General features: G+C 59.7%; 12 protein-coding genes. 6 read left to right on the top strand and 6 right to left on the bottom strand.

The features are described 5' to 3' along the window. Positions 1 to 3: 3 nt before the first annotated feature. Positions 4 to 987 (bottom strand): magnesium transporter CorA family protein, encoded by a 984-nt coding sequence (locus FJU11_RS04275; protein ID WP_141165789.1) that lies wholly within the window; start codon positions 985 to 987, stop codon positions 4 to 6. A 167-nt stretch (positions 988 to 1,154) separates the two neighbouring features. Between FJU11_RS04275 and FJU11_RS04270 the strand changes: the two genes are divergently transcribed. Further along, positions 1,155 to 2,078, top strand: coding sequence for a DUF1499 domain-containing protein (locus tag FJU11_RS04270; RefSeq protein WP_141165788.1), 924 nt, complete (start codon positions 1,155 to 1,157; stop codon positions 2,076 to 2,078). Positions 2,079 to 2,093: 15 nt separating this feature from the next. Here FJU11_RS04270 and FJU11_RS04265 read toward each other — a convergent pair whose 3' ends face one another. Then, positions 2,094 to 3,002, bottom strand: coding sequence for an MBL fold metallo-hydrolase (locus FJU11_RS04265; protein ID WP_141165787.1), 909 nt, complete (start codon positions 3,000 to 3,002; stop codon positions 2,094 to 2,096). A 146-nt stretch (positions 3,003 to 3,148) separates the two neighbouring features. Between FJU11_RS04265 and FJU11_RS04260 the strand changes: the two genes are divergently transcribed. After that, entirely contained in the window at positions 3,149 to 3,745 is a 597-nt protein-coding gene (locus FJU11_RS04260; protein ID WP_141165786.1) for a biotin transporter BioY, read from the top strand. A 267-nt stretch (positions 3,746 to 4,012) separates the two neighbouring features. On the opposite strand, the gene FJU11_RS04255 is transcribed toward FJU11_RS04260, so the two are convergent. Together FJU11_RS04255 and FJU11_RS04250 are read right to left on the bottom strand one after the other, a co-directional pair. After that, positions 4,013 to 5,944: a polysaccharide biosynthesis protein gene (locus tag FJU11_RS04255; RefSeq protein WP_235890803.1), complete on the bottom strand. Its 1,932-nt coding sequence runs from the start codon at positions 5,942 to 5,944 to the stop codon at positions 4,013 to 4,015. Positions 5,945 to 6,014: 70 nt separating this feature from the next. Next, a complete protein-coding gene (locus tag FJU11_RS04250) occupies positions 6,015 to 6,668 on the bottom strand; it encodes a sugar transferase (RefSeq protein WP_141165784.1) in 654 nt (217 codons plus the stop codon). 238 nt (positions 6,669 to 6,906) lie between these two features. Here FJU11_RS04250 and FJU11_RS04245 point away from each other — a divergent pair, with 238 nt between their 5' ends. The 4 genes from FJU11_RS04245 (at position 6,907) to rfbD (ending at position 10,664) form a co-directional block, all read left to right on the top strand. Next, entirely contained in the window at positions 6,907 to 8,382 is a 1,476-nt protein-coding gene (locus FJU11_RS04245) for a mannose-1-phosphate guanylyltransferase/mannose-6-phosphate isomerase (protein ID WP_141165783.1), read from the top strand. A gap of 152 nt (positions 8,383 to 8,534) precedes the next feature. Then, positions 8,535 to 8,789 carry a hypothetical protein gene (locus tag FJU11_RS04240; RefSeq protein WP_141165782.1) on the top strand — a complete coding sequence of 85 codons (255 nt, stop codon included), beginning with the start codon at positions 8,535 to 8,537 and terminating at the stop codon, positions 8,787 to 8,789. A gap of 95 nt (positions 8,790 to 8,884) precedes the next feature. Next, on the top strand, positions 8,885 to 9,724 hold the full coding sequence (cysQ, locus tag FJU11_RS04235) for a 3'(2'),5'-bisphosphate nucleotidase CysQ (protein WP_235890802.1): 840 nt from the start codon (positions 8,885 to 8,887) through the stop codon (positions 9,722 to 9,724). Between the two features lie 64 nt (positions 9,725 to 9,788). Next, positions 9,789 to 10,664, top strand: coding sequence for a dTDP-4-dehydrorhamnose reductase (gene rfbD / locus FJU11_RS04230; protein ID WP_141165781.1), 876 nt, complete (start codon positions 9,789 to 9,791; stop codon positions 10,662 to 10,664). Between the two features lie 50 nt (positions 10,665 to 10,714). Here the strand turns inward: rfbD and FJU11_RS04225 are convergent, their stop codons facing one another. Further along, positions 10,715 to 12,010 carry a glycosyltransferase family protein gene (locus FJU11_RS04225; RefSeq protein ID WP_141165780.1) on the bottom strand — a complete coding sequence of 432 codons (1,296 nt, stop codon included), beginning with the start codon at positions 12,008 to 12,010 and terminating at the stop codon, positions 10,715 to 10,717. 2 nt (positions 12,011 to 12,012) lie between these two features. After that, positions 12,013 to 15,321: a glycosyltransferase gene (locus FJU11_RS04220; protein WP_141165779.1), complete on the bottom strand. Its 3,309-nt coding sequence runs from the start codon at positions 15,319 to 15,321 to the stop codon at positions 12,013 to 12,015. Positions 15,322 to 15,474: the final 153 nt, after the last annotated feature.

Raw genomic sequence — 15,474 nt, 5'->3', positions numbered from 1 at the left:
TCTTCAGAACCAGCCTTTCTTCCTGAACCACACCACCGGGATCGCCGAGACGACCACCATCAGCACGAGCGCGTACGGATAGCCGTAGGCCCACGATAACTCCGGCATGTCCTTAAAGTTCATGCCATAGATGGTGCCGATGAAGGTCGGCGGCAGCAGGACGACCGCCGCAATCGAAAAAATCTTGATGATCTTGTTCTGTTCGAGATTGATGAGGCCGAGCGTCGCGTCGAGGTGGAACGTGACGTTGGCCGAGATGAAGCCGGCATGTTCGCCGAGCGAGCGGATGTCCTGATCGAGGCTCGCGCATCGTTCCTGGAGATCCGCGTTGGCACGCACGGCCTCCGTTCCGGCGAAGAAGCGTACCAGGCGGCCGAGCGAGGACAGGCTTTCGCGCACCTTCGCGGTCGTGCGCTGGCTCTCGGCGATCTCGCCGAGCCGCGACTCGAGATCCTTCGACGTGTCGTGTTCGTTGCGATGGTGCATGTCGCGCTTGAAGATGACGTCGGAGAGGCGGTCCATGTTGGCCGACGTCACCTCCAGGATTTCCGCGGTCCGGTCGACGACCGTCTCGAGCAGGCGTGCGAGCGAGGCGGAGCCCGTCTTTCCACACTCGCCCTGCCTCCCGGCCGCGGCGAGGAAGAGACGAAAAGCCTTCGGCTCGCCGTAGCGGATCGTCACCAGGCGGTTGCCGACGATCACGAAACCGATGTCGAAGAGTTCGGCCGCCCCGCTTTCCCAGCGCGAGACGAGGCTTGCGGTCATGTAGAGCGTGTCGTCCTCGGCATAGAGCCGGCTCGACGGCTCGATGTCCTTCAATTCGTCGCGTGTGGGAAGGTCAACGCCGAGCATGGCTTCGGCGCGGGCCTCCTCCTCGGCGGAAGGCGAGAGCATGTCGAGCCAGACGACGTCGTCGGGAAGGGGTTCGGTCCCATCTCCGGCGGCGATGTCGAAGGAAGCGGCTTGGCGGGTATAGGCATGCAGCATGGGAGAAAGGCGCGAATGGAGGATGGCGGGCTCGCCCGCAGGTTGGCGCGAACGGGCAAAGAGTCAAGTTGCATGCCGTGGATGAGTTCCGTTAATCCGTTTCGTGATAGAAGCGATGTCCCCAAAGGCCATCGTCCGCCGGAAGATCGAGGAGTGCTGCGCCCGCGATGATCGCACGTTACGTTCGGCCCGTCAGCAAGAGCGCACTGGTCGCGCGCCGCGTAGGACTGGTGGCGTTGATCCTTTTCGTCGCGGCGTGGTTCGCCCATCGCGTCTCCGGCATGGCGACGCAATATTTCGTTGCCCTTTCCGTGCTTGCCGGCGCGTTTGCGCTGGTGGCGCTGTGTTTCGCGTTCGTCGGCTTCGCACGGCTTTGGACCATCGGCGCGCGGGGCGGGCTCGCCTCCTTCGTGGCGTTCGCCTGCGCGCTCGTGGTGCTTGCGCCGATGGCGCTCGGCGCCTGGCTCTACGTGAGCGCGCCGCAGATCCGCGACGTCTCCAGCGATGCGGCGAACCCGCCGGAATGGCTGACGGCACCGCCGCCGGGCGGGCTTGCCCTGACGCAGACTGCGACGGCCGCGCTCGGCCGGCCGGTGCCGCTCGCCAGCGCCTATCCGCAGCTTGCGGGCCGCCGCTACGAGGGCGCGATAGACCGCGTGCTTGCGGCCGTGCGATCGGCCATGAAGGCGGAAAACCTCTCGATCGTCGCGGAGGACGGCACGGCGGCCTTTGCCAAGACGCCCGTTTCGAAGTCCGCGTCGCATGCCGACGGGAAAGGCGCGGCGAGCGACGAGGAGGGCGGGATCGATCTTTCCTCGGTACCGGTGCCGATCAACCGGCCGTCGCCGCTTGCCATGCGCAATGCCAGCGTGGAGCCGGCGACGGTGCGCCTGCAGGCCGTCCACCGGTCAATGCTCTTCGGCCTTTCGAGCGACGTCGTCATCCGCCTGCGCGAGGAGGGCGACAAGACCCGCGTCGACATGCGGGTCGCCTCGCGCTACGGGCCGAACGACCTTGGCGAAGGCGCGCGGCTGATCCGGGCGATCTTCGCCGATCTCGACCGCAGCCTGATGGGAACGGCGGATAGCTGAAGGCCGGTCGAAACCTTACGCCGGCACGTATCGTCCATCGAGTGTCGGTGCGCCGTCGGTCGTCACGCTGCCGCGTGCGACGAGGTCTTCCAGATGCGCGAAGACGTTGAGCGCGGCAGCGCCGTGCAGAGCCCGGTCGGCGTTCTGGTAGATCACCGCCACCATTTCCCCGATCGTACGGTCGCCGGCCTTCACGCGGTTGAGGACGGAGCGCTCACGCATGCGGCGATGGGCCCTCAGGGCGCGCACGAAGGTGTGCGGCGCCTCGATCGGCCCGCCGTGGCCGGGCAGGTACAGCGTGTCGTCGCGGGCAAGCAGGCGGTCGAGCGAGGCCATGTAGTCCCGCATCGAGCCGTCGGGCGGTGCCACGACGGGGGTCGCCCAGGCCATAACGTGATCGCCGCACAGGAGAATGCCCGTGCCGGCAAGCGCGTAGGCTGCATGGTTTGCGGCGTGCCCCGGCGTATGAACGGTTTCGAGGCGCCACCCGTCGCCCTCGATCACCTCGCCGTCGGCGAGCGTGCGGTCGGGAACGAAGCTCGTGTCCGCGGCTTCGGCGAGCCGGTTGAGTTCGCCGTCGTGGAGGGGGCGGGCAAGGCGGTGCGGACCGATGCCCGCGAGAACCGCGCCGGTTTCTTCGGCAAGGCGGCGCGCGAGCGGCGAGTGATCGCGATGGGTATGCGTGGCGAGCACGTGGCTGACCGGACGTCCGGCGATCGCGGCCTTCAGGGCGTCCCAGTGCCGTTCGTCCTCCGGCCCCGGATCGACGACGGCGAGCGCGCGGCTGCCGACGAGATACGTATTGGTCCCCTTAAAGGTCATCGGCCCGGCATTCGGCGCGGTCAGTCGCGCGATGGCCTCGGCGACGGGCACGGGGTGGCCGTATTGCGGATCGAAGGCGGTCTGGAAGGATGGTTCGGGCATGCGCTGTCGCGGTGGTAGGGAGGGCGGGAACGAGGCCGATGGATGAAAGCGGCCTTTCTTTACCTGCCCATTCCGGCACGGTATACCCCCATCCGAGAGACCGGCGGAAACCGCCACTCGCATACGTTCCTGGCGGAGAGAGCTCCATGACGACATCCGATACGACGCGCTCGCTGGCGCACGCACCGAACTTCGAACATCCCGCCGCGCGTTTCGCGTGGTACGCGACGCTCGCCGTCCTGGGCACGCTGGTGCTCACGGTGTCGGCAAAGACCCGTGTGGTTTTCGGCCCCGTCGACCTCTCGCTGGAGACGCTTGCCGTCTTCGCGATCGCCGCGACCTTCGGCATGCGCCTCGGCGTCGCGACGCTGCTGCTCTATCTCGCCGAGGGCGCGAGCGGCCTTCCGGTCTTCCAGGCTTCGCCCGAGCACGGGATCGGCCTCGCCTACATGATGGGCCCGACCGGCGGCTATCTCGCCGGCTTCGTCGTGGCGGCCATCATCGTCGGCTACGCTGCGGACCGGGGTCTCGACCGCCGTATCCTCAGCCTTGCGCCGGCTGTTGCGCTCGGTGAGATCGCAATCCTGGGGCTCGGCTTCGCCTGGCTTTCCATGTTGATCGGTCCCGAAAAGGCTTGGCAGGCCGGCGTCGTTCCCTTCATCGCCGGCGACCTGATCAAGGCGGCGCTGGTCGTCCTCGCGTTTCCGGCGGTTCGCAACGTGATCGAGCGACTGTCGCGCTAACACCGGCTTTGCGGCCCGACGATGTCGGGTTCGTCTGCCCGAATCGAACCCTGAAGCCCGTGGCGGAACACCCGCCGCGGGCTTCTTCTTTTCTTTTACTAGATGTGAGCTTCATTAGGTTGCCCATCCGGTCCGGACCGGGGATGCTGAAGTTGCAAGACTTCAGAGTCCAGGGAGGGACTGGATGAACCACATCGCGCTGCGATCGCCTTCGTGTGGAAAACCGGCACGATCGAACAGAGCGTTTCCGTATAAACCTGAAAGGCTCTAAAGCTTCAGGAAATCCATCAGGCGCTGGCGGATGCGCGTCTCGTCGCCCTCGTCGACGAGCTGGCGAAGGCATTCGAGTTCCGTCTCGACCACGTTACCGGCTGCGTTCGGCCGGCGGGCGCGCAGGATCTTGGGATGCGTGGTCGGGATTGCCGTGTTCGGGTCGTAGAACAGCTCCTCGACCAGCTTCTCGCCGGAGCGCTTGCCGACGACGCGGATTTCGATGTCGCCTTCCGGATTTTCGGCCGACTTCTCCATGAAGCCGGCGAGCCGAATCATGTTCTCGGCAAGCTTGCGGATGCGCACCTGTTCGCCCATGTCGAGCAGGAAGATGTCGCCGCCCTCCGAGAGTGCCCCGGCCTGCACGATCAGTTCGGCGGCCTCGTGGATCGACATGAAGTAACGCATCATGCCTTCGTCGGTCAGGGTGATCGGCCCGCCCGCCTCGATCTGCTCGCGAAAGAGCGGAACCACGGAGCCGCTAGAGCCGAGAACGTTGCCGAAGCGCACCGCGCAGAACTTCTGCCCCGTGCCGGCAAGCGTCGCCTTTTCGCCGAAATGGCGCGTGATGAGCTCCGCCCAGCGCTTGCTGGCGCCCATGACGTTCGACGGTCGCACGGCCTTGTCCGTCGAGATGAGCACGAAATTCTCGACGCCGCATTGATGCGCCTGACGGGCGACGGCGAGCGTTCCGAGCACGTTGTTGCGCACGCCCGCGAGCACGTTGTTCTCAACGAGGGGAACGTGCTTGTAGGCCGCGGCGTGGAACACGACGGCGATCGCGTGGCGTTCGAGCAGGTTGCGCACCATGCTCTCGTCGGCGACCGAGCCGAGCATGTAGACGGCATCCTCGACGCCCATGCGCTTCAGCGATTGCTCGAGCTGGTAGAGGCCGTACTCGTTGATGTCGAGAAGGACGAGACGGCGCGGTTTCCAGCGCGCGACGAGGCGCACGACCTCCGAGCCGATGGAGCCCGCCGCACCGGTGACGAGAATGGCCCGGTCCTCGATCATGCCGGCAAGCAAGGACGGTTCGGGCGGCACGGCCGAGCGGCCGAGCAGATCGTCGATCTCGAGGTCGCGAAGCTGGCCCTGAAGGCCCTTGCCGCTGGCAAAATCGGAGATCGCCGGAAGGACGCGGATCTTGACCGGATGCTCGTGCAGTTCGCTCAGCAGCCGCTTGCGGCGTTCCTGATCGACCGAGGGGAGGGAGACGAAGATCTCCTTGATGCCGTAATTGCGGATGAGATCGCTGATCGAGCTTTCGGAATAGACGCGGATGCCCATTACGTCGCGCCCGCGCAGCGTGCCGTCGGGATCGATGAAGCCGGCGACGAAGCGATCCGCCTGGCGGTGCAGGGCGGCCGCCAGCTGAAGGCTCGCCGCGTCCGTTCCGTAGATGAGGACCTGGCGGCGGATGAGGCGCTTGATCGCCGTGCCGCTCGGCCACAGCAGCGCCTTGGCCGCGAACCGGCTGCCGGCGACGGCCCAGATGCCGAAGACCCAGTAGAAGAGCGGGATGGAGCGCGGCGCGCCCTCCAGGCCGGACATCGATGTGAGGAAGAGGAGGCAGACCCACAGGAGCGTCGCGAGCGACATCGCCTGGACGGTCACCCAGATCGCCCGGTCGGGCAGGTAGCGGATGACGGCACGGTAGAGCCCCAGCCGCACGAAGATCGGAATGGCGATGACCGGCGCGGCAAGCATCAGCGCGAGCTGGTCGTTCGACGGCACGAAGACGTTGCCGAGGCGCAGGCTGAAGCTCGTCTCCAGCACGAGGAGCAGCAGCACGATGTCGCTGCCGATCAAAAGTACGCGCTTTGCCGGGCGAGGGAGACCGCGCAGCAGGCCGCGCAGCGGCCCGATGCCCCCGTCGTCCGACTTGCCGCGGCGGCGGGCCGCGCGGAACCGCGCCCGGGTCAATCCCAATGCGTGCCGCATCTTCTTGCCGGCGGGGGCCGTTGCCCTCTTGGAAGGTTTATGCGTGCCGTGCATATGGCTAGAGCCCGATCCTGTCGGCAAGCGCCGAAGGCGTGAAGGTGCGCGCGAGCAGGCCGAGATCGACCGTCATGCTCTCGTGCCCGATGTAGAGGGCATCGACTTCGGCCAGACGATGCGGGTCCGACATGTCGATGCCGCGAACCTGGGCGATGCCGGTGATGCCCGGGCGCATAGTGAGGACGCCGAGGCGCCGGCGTTCCTCGACGAGCACCGTCTGGCTCGGCAGGCACGGCCGCGGGCCGACGAAACTCATCTCGCCGCGCAGAACGTTGAAGAGTTGCGGCAGTTCGTCGAGCTTCCAGCGTCGCAGATGTCGCCCGAGCCGGGTGACGTCGGAAGTCTTGCTTTCGTGCGTCGGCAGGTCGGGAAGGCCCGTTTGCATCGTCCTCAGCTTGAGACAATGAAAGACCGCTCCACCGCGGCCGACCCGGCGCTGGCGAAAGATGGCCGGCCCGCGGCTGTCCCTTCGAATGGCGAGCGCGAGCAGGGCGATGATCAGGCTGCCGGGAATGAGACCGAGGATGGAAAGCGTCACGTCGAACGCGCGCTTGCTCCATGGCTGTGCGGGAACGCGCGTGCACGCATCGGCGACGGTAAGCGAAGCGGATCTATCGTCACGATGATATGCCGGCGCCCTCTCGCCATCGGCCATGCCTGTTTCCCCTCTGCGCGGCGCGCCCGAGCGCCGTCTGGTTGTCGCGTTTAGCTTGCCATTGCGGCTAAAATAGCGATAAACGCCCTGCCGTCCGCGGTCAAAGGCTATGCACCGCACGCTTTGTTACGCGACCCATGCGATCGTGCTTCGCTCCCCGACGGATCGACAAGCCGCCCGGCCTTCGCCACCATGACACGATCGGAACTGTGCGAGCTAAACGGGTAGGGAGCGTGCGATGGAAAACGAGGATGCGGCGGCGCCAGGCGCGACGACGACCGAGGGAGACGGCGGCAGGAGCGTTCCGGCGGGCATTCTTCCGATCGTCATGGCCGGCGGTTCCGGCCAGCGGCTGTGGCCGCTCTCCCGCGTCGCCTATCCCAAGCAGTTCCTAAAGCTCGGCGGCGACAAGACCATGCTTCAAGAAACGGTCGCCCGTCTCGACGGTCTTTCCTGCGCGGCTCCGGTCGTCGTATGCAACGAGGAGCATCGGTTCCTCGCTGCCGAGCAGATGCGCGGGCCCGACGGCCTCGAAGCGACGCTCGTTCTCGAACCGGTCGCGCGCAATACGGCCCCGGCACTTGCCGCCGCAACCATGGTCGCGCTGCGTGACCACGAGGATCCGATCGTGCTCGCCCTGCCGGCCGATCACATGCTGGCGGACATTCCCGCGTTCCACCGTGCGCTCGGCGACGCGGTGCGGCTCGCCGAAACTGGTCGGCTCGTCACCTTCGGTATCGTGCCCGAGCGTGCGGAAACCGGCTACGGGTATATCGAGCGCGGGGAGGAACTCGACGGCGGCTATGCCGTGCATCGGTTCGTCGAAAAGCCCGATGCGCAGACCGCCGCCGACTATCTCGCCGGCGGGCGGCACCTGTGGAACAGCGGCATGTTCGTCTTCCGCGCAAGCCGGTTCCTGCGCGAGGTAAAGGCGTTGTGCCCCGAGATCCATCATGCCTGCACGGCCGCGACGGCCGATCCCGTACCCGACCTCGATTTCCTGCGCCTCGACCGGACGGCGTTTGCCCGCAACCCGGACCTTTCGATCGATCACGCGATCATGGAGCACACGCGCGCGGCAGCCGTCGTGCCGCTTTCGGCAGGCTGGAGCGATGTCGGCTCGTTTTCCACCCTATGGGAATCGCGAGAGAAGGACGATGCGGGGAACGTGGTCGACGGGGACGTGATCGCCATCGACACGCATGGCAGCCTCGTCCACGCCGAAAGCCGCCTCGTCGCGACCTTCGCGGTCGACGATCTGGTGGTCGTCGAGACGAAGGACGCGGTGCTCGTCACCCGAAGGGACCGCGCGCACGCGATCAAGACCCTCGTCGCCAGGCTTCGTGAACTCGAACGCTGCGAACTTGCCGATCACCGCGTCGTCTACCGGCCCTGGGGGCGCTACGACACGATTGATCTCGGCGATCGCGACCGCGTCAAGCGCATCACCGTCGATCCGGGTTGCAAGCTGTCCCTGCAGCGCCACTATCACCGCGCCGAACACTGGGTGGTCGTCCATGGCACGGCACGGGTCCATCGCGGGGAGACGAGCACGCTGCTTTCGGAGGACCAGTCGCTTTATATTCCCGTCGGCGAGATCCATACGCTCGAAAATCCCGGCCGAATCCCGCTCGAACTCATCGAGGTGCAGACGGGCAGCTATCTCGGCGAAGACGATATCGAGCGGCTCGAAGATCGATATGGACGGGGGTGAGAGCGGTCGGCAGGAACAAAGCCTGCGCTTTACCGTTCGTCTCCTCGAAGTCGGGATGCGGCATGCGATGGACGATCGTTCCTTCGCGTGCGCGAGAAGGGATCGTCCGGGATAACCGGAGAGAAGCAGAACGGGGGCAGGAGATGTCGTCGATGGTTTGGAATATCTGTCTCTTTGCCGCAATGCTCGCCGTCTTCGGCTTCGCAGTCCTGACGCCGCTTTCGCAATGGCTGCGGATCGTTCGCGCCATCGGTCTCGCCATGATGGCCACGGTCGGTTCGATCGATCGCACGCTCGGCCGGCTCACGATGAAGGTTCGTGGCGAGCCGCATTCCATCTTCGCACATCGACATTTCGACTCCGTGCGCGGTTTCATCCGTCAAACCTATGCGGATGTCGGCCATTGAGGCCGATCATCGTCGTATTCGGATCGTCCGGAAAAGACTGGTCCCATCCACGCTAGCCGTTTAAACCTCCGCGAGAAGCACCAAACGGAGGCAAGATGAGGGTAGTCGACACGGCAGGAATGCTCGCGGATTTCGAATCGCTCGCGCTCGTGGCCGGAAAGGCCATCCTCGATGTGCGCAATGATCACTTCGCAGTCGAGCGCAAGGACGACGACTCTCCCGTGACCGAAGCCGATCGCCAGGCCGAGGCCATCATCCTGGAGGGCCTTCGCACGCGATGGAGCGAATTTCCGTGCATTGCCGAAGAAGAGGTGGCAGGCGGTCGTGATACGGCCATCGACACGAGTGCGTTCATTCTCGTGGATCCGCTCGACGGCACGCGCGAGTTCGTCAACGGGCGCGACGAGTTCACGGTCAATATCGCCTTCGTGCGCGACGGCGTCCCGCTGATCGGCGTGGTCTACGCGCCGGCCCTCGGCGTGCTTTATAGGGGCGGGCCGGACGGCGCGCAAAGGGCGACCGTCGACGAGCGCTTCGCCATCGTCGAACGGCAGGAACTGGCGGTCGATCGTGGCAACGAGACGCCCGTGATCGTCACCAGTCGTCTGCATCGTTCGGCCGAGACCGAAGCCTTCCTCGCTCGCTTTCGCTACGCGGAGCTTGCCTTCTTCGGTTCTTCGTTGAAGTTCTGCTGCCTGGCGGATGGCAGCGCGAACCTTTATCCCCGTTTCGGCAGGACGATGGAATGGGATACGGCCGCCGGCGACGCGGTGCTGCGGGCGGCGGGCGGTCTCACGGTCGTCGAGGGCGGAACACCACTCACCTACGGCAAGCATATCGCGGGCGACGTGCCGTTCGCCAATCCGTGGTTCCTCGCGGCCGCGCGCAGCTGTGCGCCCGAGGATGCCCGGGGTTGGCGTAACGAGACGTCGTAACCGCCTCGAAATGTAAGGGTGCGGCGCCATTCACACGTTGCGCAATACAGGGGAGAACAACGCCATGAAGCTTCTGGTCACCGGCCGCAACGGACAGGTCGCACGGTGCCTCGACGATTGCGGTCGCGATGCTGCGGATGTCGAAATCGTCCTATGCGGAAGGCCCGAACTCGATCTGCTCGACCATGCGTCGCTCGAGCGTGCGATCGAGAACGTCCGCCCGGACATCGTCGTCTCTGCGGCCGCCTACACGGCCGTCGACCAGGCCGAGGACGAACCGGAACTCGCCCACGCCGTCAACGCCGAGGGCCCCGGTGCACTCGCGCACGCAGCCGCCGCCCGCGGCATTCCGATCATCCACCTTTCGACGGACTACGTCTTTTCCGGCGAGGGGGACGAACCGCACAGCGAGGAAGAAACCCCCGACCCCCGCACCGTCTATGGCCGCACCAAGCTTGTAGGAGAACGACTGGTCGCCGAAGCCAACCCGCAGCACATCATCCTGCGCACAGCCTGGGTCTACAGCCCCTACGGCAAGAACTTCGTGAAGACGATGCTGAAGCTCGCCGAAGAGCAAGACGAGGTCCGAGTCGTCGACGACCAATACGGCAACCCGACGAGCGCCTACGATATCGCCAATGCGATCCTGACGATCGCCCGCAAGTTCGATACGGAGCGAACGCTGCTATGGGGAACGTACCATTTCGCCGGTAACGAAAGCATGTCCTGGGCCGACTTCGCCGAACGCATCTTTTCCGACAGTGCGAAAAGTGGCGGAGCTCGCACCCGTGTCATTCGCGTGTCGTCTGACGAGTTCCCGACAAAATCAGTGCGACCGCGGAACTCTACGCTTGAAACTGAAAAAATTAGAGTAGCATTTGATTACTTGAACCGTAGGGTTGTCGACGACGAGTACATCAACTGCGCCATCGGTCGTTAGAGTGCCTGAATATTCTTGTGCCACTTAGGAGGAATCTACGAATATCTTTCTTATATTAAAAAAGAAAACCCCGACGGCTTCAAGCTACGAGCTGTAACATTCGTAGAGAGGTCATGAACTACGCAATGCATCTGGGCCGAATTTTCCTGATGACACTCTGACAAAACTATGTCGTATGATTTTTCTGGTAGTGCAGCGATATTACTTTCCAAATTAACGTGCCAAGGACCGTTCCCTTGACCCGCACTCGTATAATCCAAATCCGCGTCACCCGAAAGGATATAGCCTATTTCAGCGGTTGGGTTCAGGTGGAGAACGCGAAGCGGACGATTTTTAAGAGAAGATTTCGCCTTGTAAATCGCAGCTCTAGTATCGTCAATAACTTTACCATCACACGTCATATCTGAAGCGTATGAAGAAGTTGTCTTTTCATCACGTAAGGAACCTGCATTTTCGATATCTGAGATAATTGTCCGCGCTCGTGCTTCAAAAGTGTAATCATGTGATATCTTCTCCCACGTCAATCGCGTTTGCTCAAGTAAATCCTTATAAAAAAACGAGAAATACTCGAGAGAACGTAGCAATGACGTTTCATCGTAAGCATAAAGAAGGCTAGAACCACAGACATTTTCAAGCTCCGGAAAGTGGTCCGAGAGTACGGGGGTTCCGCACGCTAAACAATCAAATATTCGATTGTTTATTATTCCGAAATGACGCATATCCCCCCAATGGTCATTGAGGCTTAACCGACTTCTCATATATAATTCGGGGATTTTACTATTCTCTATGAAATCCTGCTGAACTAAGTTGCCATAGCCGAGCTTGTTCCAATGGCGACCAATAATTACGGGCTTGATACCCATGTCGGAAATCCACCGAATCATGTCCCTTCGAACAAATCGACTATTTGCAACGAAGACAATTGAACGACGATTCCGATCGTCTTCGGTAATGGCCAAATCCGGATGTTTAAAAACTTCCGGTTCCGTGCATTGGCGAAGCGTACGCAGTGGCGTACTCGTTTTCGAGCAAAGCATGGAGCGATGTCTCTCACTCGCGACGTAAACGAGATCATAATCTTCGCATTCTGCAGGCGATAGCGTTGCCGGGTGGCTAATGTTCCATAGTAAATTAAAACACTTGCGATCCGGTTTATATCTACGCTTTCCACGGAGTACTAGAACAGCATCTTCGCCGTCTTCTATGTCCCATTCCGGATAAAAGTGCTGTACAACGTCGACGCCAAGCTGTTCGAGGCGCCGCTTAAGCAGCAAACCAAAATGATAGTCTCCCCATTTAGTGAGGTTTTCTCCGAGTGGCGCCGGGTTCTTGATCGATATCTTCAACGTTAGATAGACCTGTGGGATTTCGCGAAATCACCGAAAAACGCAGCAAATCGCTCGCTGATCGGGTAGGTTTGGTCTTTATACGCCATTCCAGTTGACCCCAGCGCGACGGCCGGAGCGACAGCGTTATAAGAAAATTCACGAAGGAAGAATTGGCGATTAAGCCGCCGCCGACGGTCCGTTTCATCTCTACTCAACGAGAAAATTTCCTCAATTTTGCGAACAAGTAGCTCAAAATTGCCGTAGGGCACCATTGACATGATACCATGCTCGGCGAATTTGGCTTGGTCGCCGGTTGGTGATGCAATGATGGCCGGGCCCATTGCGAGGGCATCTGACATTTTATACGGACTTTGAAAATGGCTGGCCGCAACTTGGGGATCAAGCCAAAGGATCACCAAATCCGCCGCGAGATTTAGAGCTGCCATTTCTTCAGGCGTTTGAGGCGGAAGAAGAATGACATTCTGAGCCGCTGAATCGATCAGTTTAAGCAAGTCGGGTGTTTGACGGTTGCCAACTACTAGCAACTTGTATCGAGGGTCATCTAAGGTCTCCAAAAGTTTAAGTAGCTCAAAAATTCCTTTATGTTTACGCACTAATCCGCCAAAAAGTATAACCCTATCTGATGAAGTAAGGCCATACTTCTTTCGAACGTCATCTCGATCGTAGAGAGAGGGGTCGTAGACTTTTTCGTTTTTGACATTCCGAAGGAAAAGTGAGCGATTACCATAATGTCGGTTCAAATTGTCGTTATGCGTCAACGTTACCGGGACGTCGGCCACTAGCTCATCTAAAGCTTGGGACCAAACGAGGGAGTAGGGGTTTTTGGACTCTTGATGATTTCCCAAAAGCTCGTCTAACGACAGTGAAGTGTGACGGTCTCGTGATTTGGGAGACGATACAACGGTCTCAAGATCGTTGCATTCCAGCATAAACGGTATGCCATGATGGTAATTCGCCATCATGGCCAACCCAAAAGAGGGTAATCGAGGCTTCACTGCGTAGATAAGATCGCCTTCAATCGAGTGCATGGCCTTCGCCATCGTGGAAAAGAATTCTGGGAATTCCGAGCCCGGGAAGAATTTGCATTCAAAAGGAGGCGTTTTGCCTTCCAGTGGCTTGTAGTTTTCTTCCGGAAAGAAACTGAAAGACAATAATTCAACTTCTACCGACCGACTTAATGCCTCAGCCACGCTATATGCTTTGGCAAAATGGTTGCGGTTCATATCCCAAGATAAAACGGATACCTTTTGTACCCATGAAGGGAGGTTGACCGCTAACCCGGTTTCATAGCGTCTATTAATTTTCTCGCTTATTATCGTAGATGGTACTGTATTCTGTTTTTCAACATTGGTGATCTGCTGAATATTCTCAAGGCGTCGATATAAGTTCAGCGGATGGGAAATCTGAATGGGCTCCTGTGTCCAACAATAACGTGATACTAAATCGAAATCTTGCCTGCGCGCTAGCGCCTCATCAAAGCCGCCGAGCATGTCGTATAGGTCACGTCGATGAACAAATGAATTGAGGTCAATAAATGGGCTCGAGATTTGACTTTCGAGATTAAAACTTCTGACGTTAATCCTCTTAATGCTCGTTTTTCTATTTTTTTCGATAGTGTCATAATATGCTGCGTACACTGATTGTCGGCCAGGCATGTCGAGTAGGCGACCGACTGAAAGTTCCAGAAACCTCGGATGCCAGAGGTTGTCAGAGTCTAAGTAGGCAAGAATATTGCCTTTTGCTAATGAGAGAGCGTAGTTGCGAGCTGCCGCTGCGCCCTTTCTCTCGCTGTGTCGAATAACGTTAATACGCGCATCGGTCAGTTTGGTTAGATAATCGTTCGTGCCGTCATCGCTCGCATCATCGCATATGATGAGCTCAAAATTTCCATAGGTTTGATCACTGACCGATGCGACAGCTTCGGCCAAAAGGCCCGCCCGATTATGGGTCGGCATAATAATTGAAACTAGGGGACCATCGTGAACACTAAAACGTCCGATCATTTTGATGTCGATTTCAGTCAGTGCACCACGAACAAGTTCGAGAGTTTCATGATTGTCCGTTCCAGTTATCGCAGTTTGCAGTGCTTCATAAAATACCGAAGATGGAAAGATGCTGCGTAACCGATCCAATAAGTCGATCGTCTTGGACCGCCTATCAGAGCGATATTGCGGTTGAACGGTCGCAGGTTGGATGCTCTTCTTATTCAACACTCTCGTCTTCTGTGCATTTGATTCCTGGTCTTGTTTAAGAATCTGTAACGAGCGCTTGAGTTCTCTGATCTGCGTTTCGTAGTTCTCTGCAGCCGTATATGCATCTTTTGCATTTAGCTCAGCTTGTTGCCGCGCGTATTGTTCGCTGGCAGCGATTAGGGTTTGCGACGTAAGTTTCTGTTCGGATTGACGTAAGTGCTGATTGAGCTGTTGAATACGATTGTCCTGTTGACGCAGTCGTAAGTTGTTTTCGAGCTGCGCTTCACGAAGGTATTTTATCTGCGGAGTAGTTTTCTTCGAATGCTGCAGTCTGGCGTAGTCAGCCTCGAAATGCTGGAGGACCGCGTAACAATGTTCGGACGGTCCGTCGAAGGCTGGTTCGTCAGTTTCTCCATTTAGGTAACACCAGAGCCGATTCTGACTTGCGCTTACCATGAGCTCGAACGTGTCGATGTTGCTGAACTGATGACGATATTGCGCTTCAACAATGTTATTAGGTGGCAATTTCAATCTATGGATGCCAATACGTTCCAGAGCGCTACAGAGACCGTTGCCGGTTGAAGTAGGCTCTCTCACCATATTTTCGTATGATACGAAAACCTTGGGTATGTTTTGAGAATGTCGAAGCAGGGACGTTACATAAAGTTCCCATAGTGCCAGCCCTGCTTCGACCGGAATGCCATTGCGGTGACGTAGCGAATAGGCGACTTCGAGGGGGTTGCGATAGACGACTACAGCCACCGGATCGCGAAGGTAGCGTTCGAACACCGGTAGCAAAAGACAAAGCCGGGGTTCTTTAAGAACCCAGCTACCATGCGCATCGAGCTTGGACACGAGAGCATCGATTGCCGTTCCGGTATCGGTTAGCGTCGATGCGGGAATGCGATCCGTCGAAAAATCGGCGGCTTTCCACCAGTCCGCATCGGCCGAATGCAACAGCGTATCGCAAATCCTGCGCGCGTCGTAGCGTTCGAAAAAGCCTTTCGGGTTCTCCGTTCCCGGCTTCGTCAGTTCATCTTGAGTACCGACGAACAAGCCACACGAGCGTAGGAAGTCAGTTATTGCCGACGTTCCGGATCGGTGCATACCGAGCACAATTACCTGATTCCGCTTACTCTCGACGTCGTTCGTCGAAATCGTTCGTGTATGGTTCTTCACACAAGCGCCTATACGGATTCATGGATCAAGATGAGGTAGCATATCGTCCGACAACGCCTACCGTAAACCCGACACATTTGCCTAATTTTT

Origin of the sequence: Pararhizobium mangrovi, from assembly GCF_006516965.1 — a bacterium.
GTDB lineage: Bacteria > Pseudomonadota > Alphaproteobacteria > Rhizobiales > Rhizobiaceae > Pararhizobium_B > Pararhizobium_B mangrovi.
This window is presented reverse-complemented; position numbering and strand designations above follow the sequence as displayed.

Excerpts from the sequence above, each read along its gene's own strand:
- FJU11_RS04275 (WP_141165789.1), bottom strand. The coding sequence starts at position 987 with ATGCTGCATGCCTATACCCGCCAAGCCGCTTCCTTCGACATCGCCGCC.
- FJU11_RS04270 (WP_141165788.1), top strand. The coding sequence starts at position 1,155 with ATGATCGCACGTTACGTTCGGCCCGTCAGCAAGAGCGCACTGGTCGCG.
- FJU11_RS04265 (WP_141165787.1), bottom strand. The coding sequence starts at position 3,002 with ATGCCCGAACCATCCTTCCAGACCGCCTTCGATCCGCAATACGGCCAC.
- FJU11_RS04260 (WP_141165786.1), top strand. The coding sequence starts at position 3,149 with ATGACGACATCCGATACGACGCGCTCGCTGGCGCACGCACCGAACTTC.
- FJU11_RS04250 (WP_141165784.1), bottom strand. The coding sequence starts at position 6,668 with ATGGCCGATGGCGAGAGGGCGCCGGCATATCATCGTGACGATAGATCC.
- FJU11_RS04245 (WP_141165783.1), top strand. The coding sequence starts at position 6,907 with ATGGAAAACGAGGATGCGGCGGCGCCAGGCGCGACGACGACCGAGGGA.
- FJU11_RS04240 (WP_141165782.1), top strand. The coding sequence starts at position 8,535 with ATGGTTTGGAATATCTGTCTCTTTGCCGCAATGCTCGCCGTCTTCGGC.
- cysQ (WP_235890802.1), top strand. The coding sequence starts at position 8,885 with ATGAGGGTAGTCGACACGGCAGGAATGCTCGCGGATTTCGAATCGCTC.
- rfbD (WP_141165781.1), top strand. The coding sequence starts at position 9,789 with ATGAAGCTTCTGGTCACCGGCCGCAACGGACAGGTCGCACGGTGCCTC.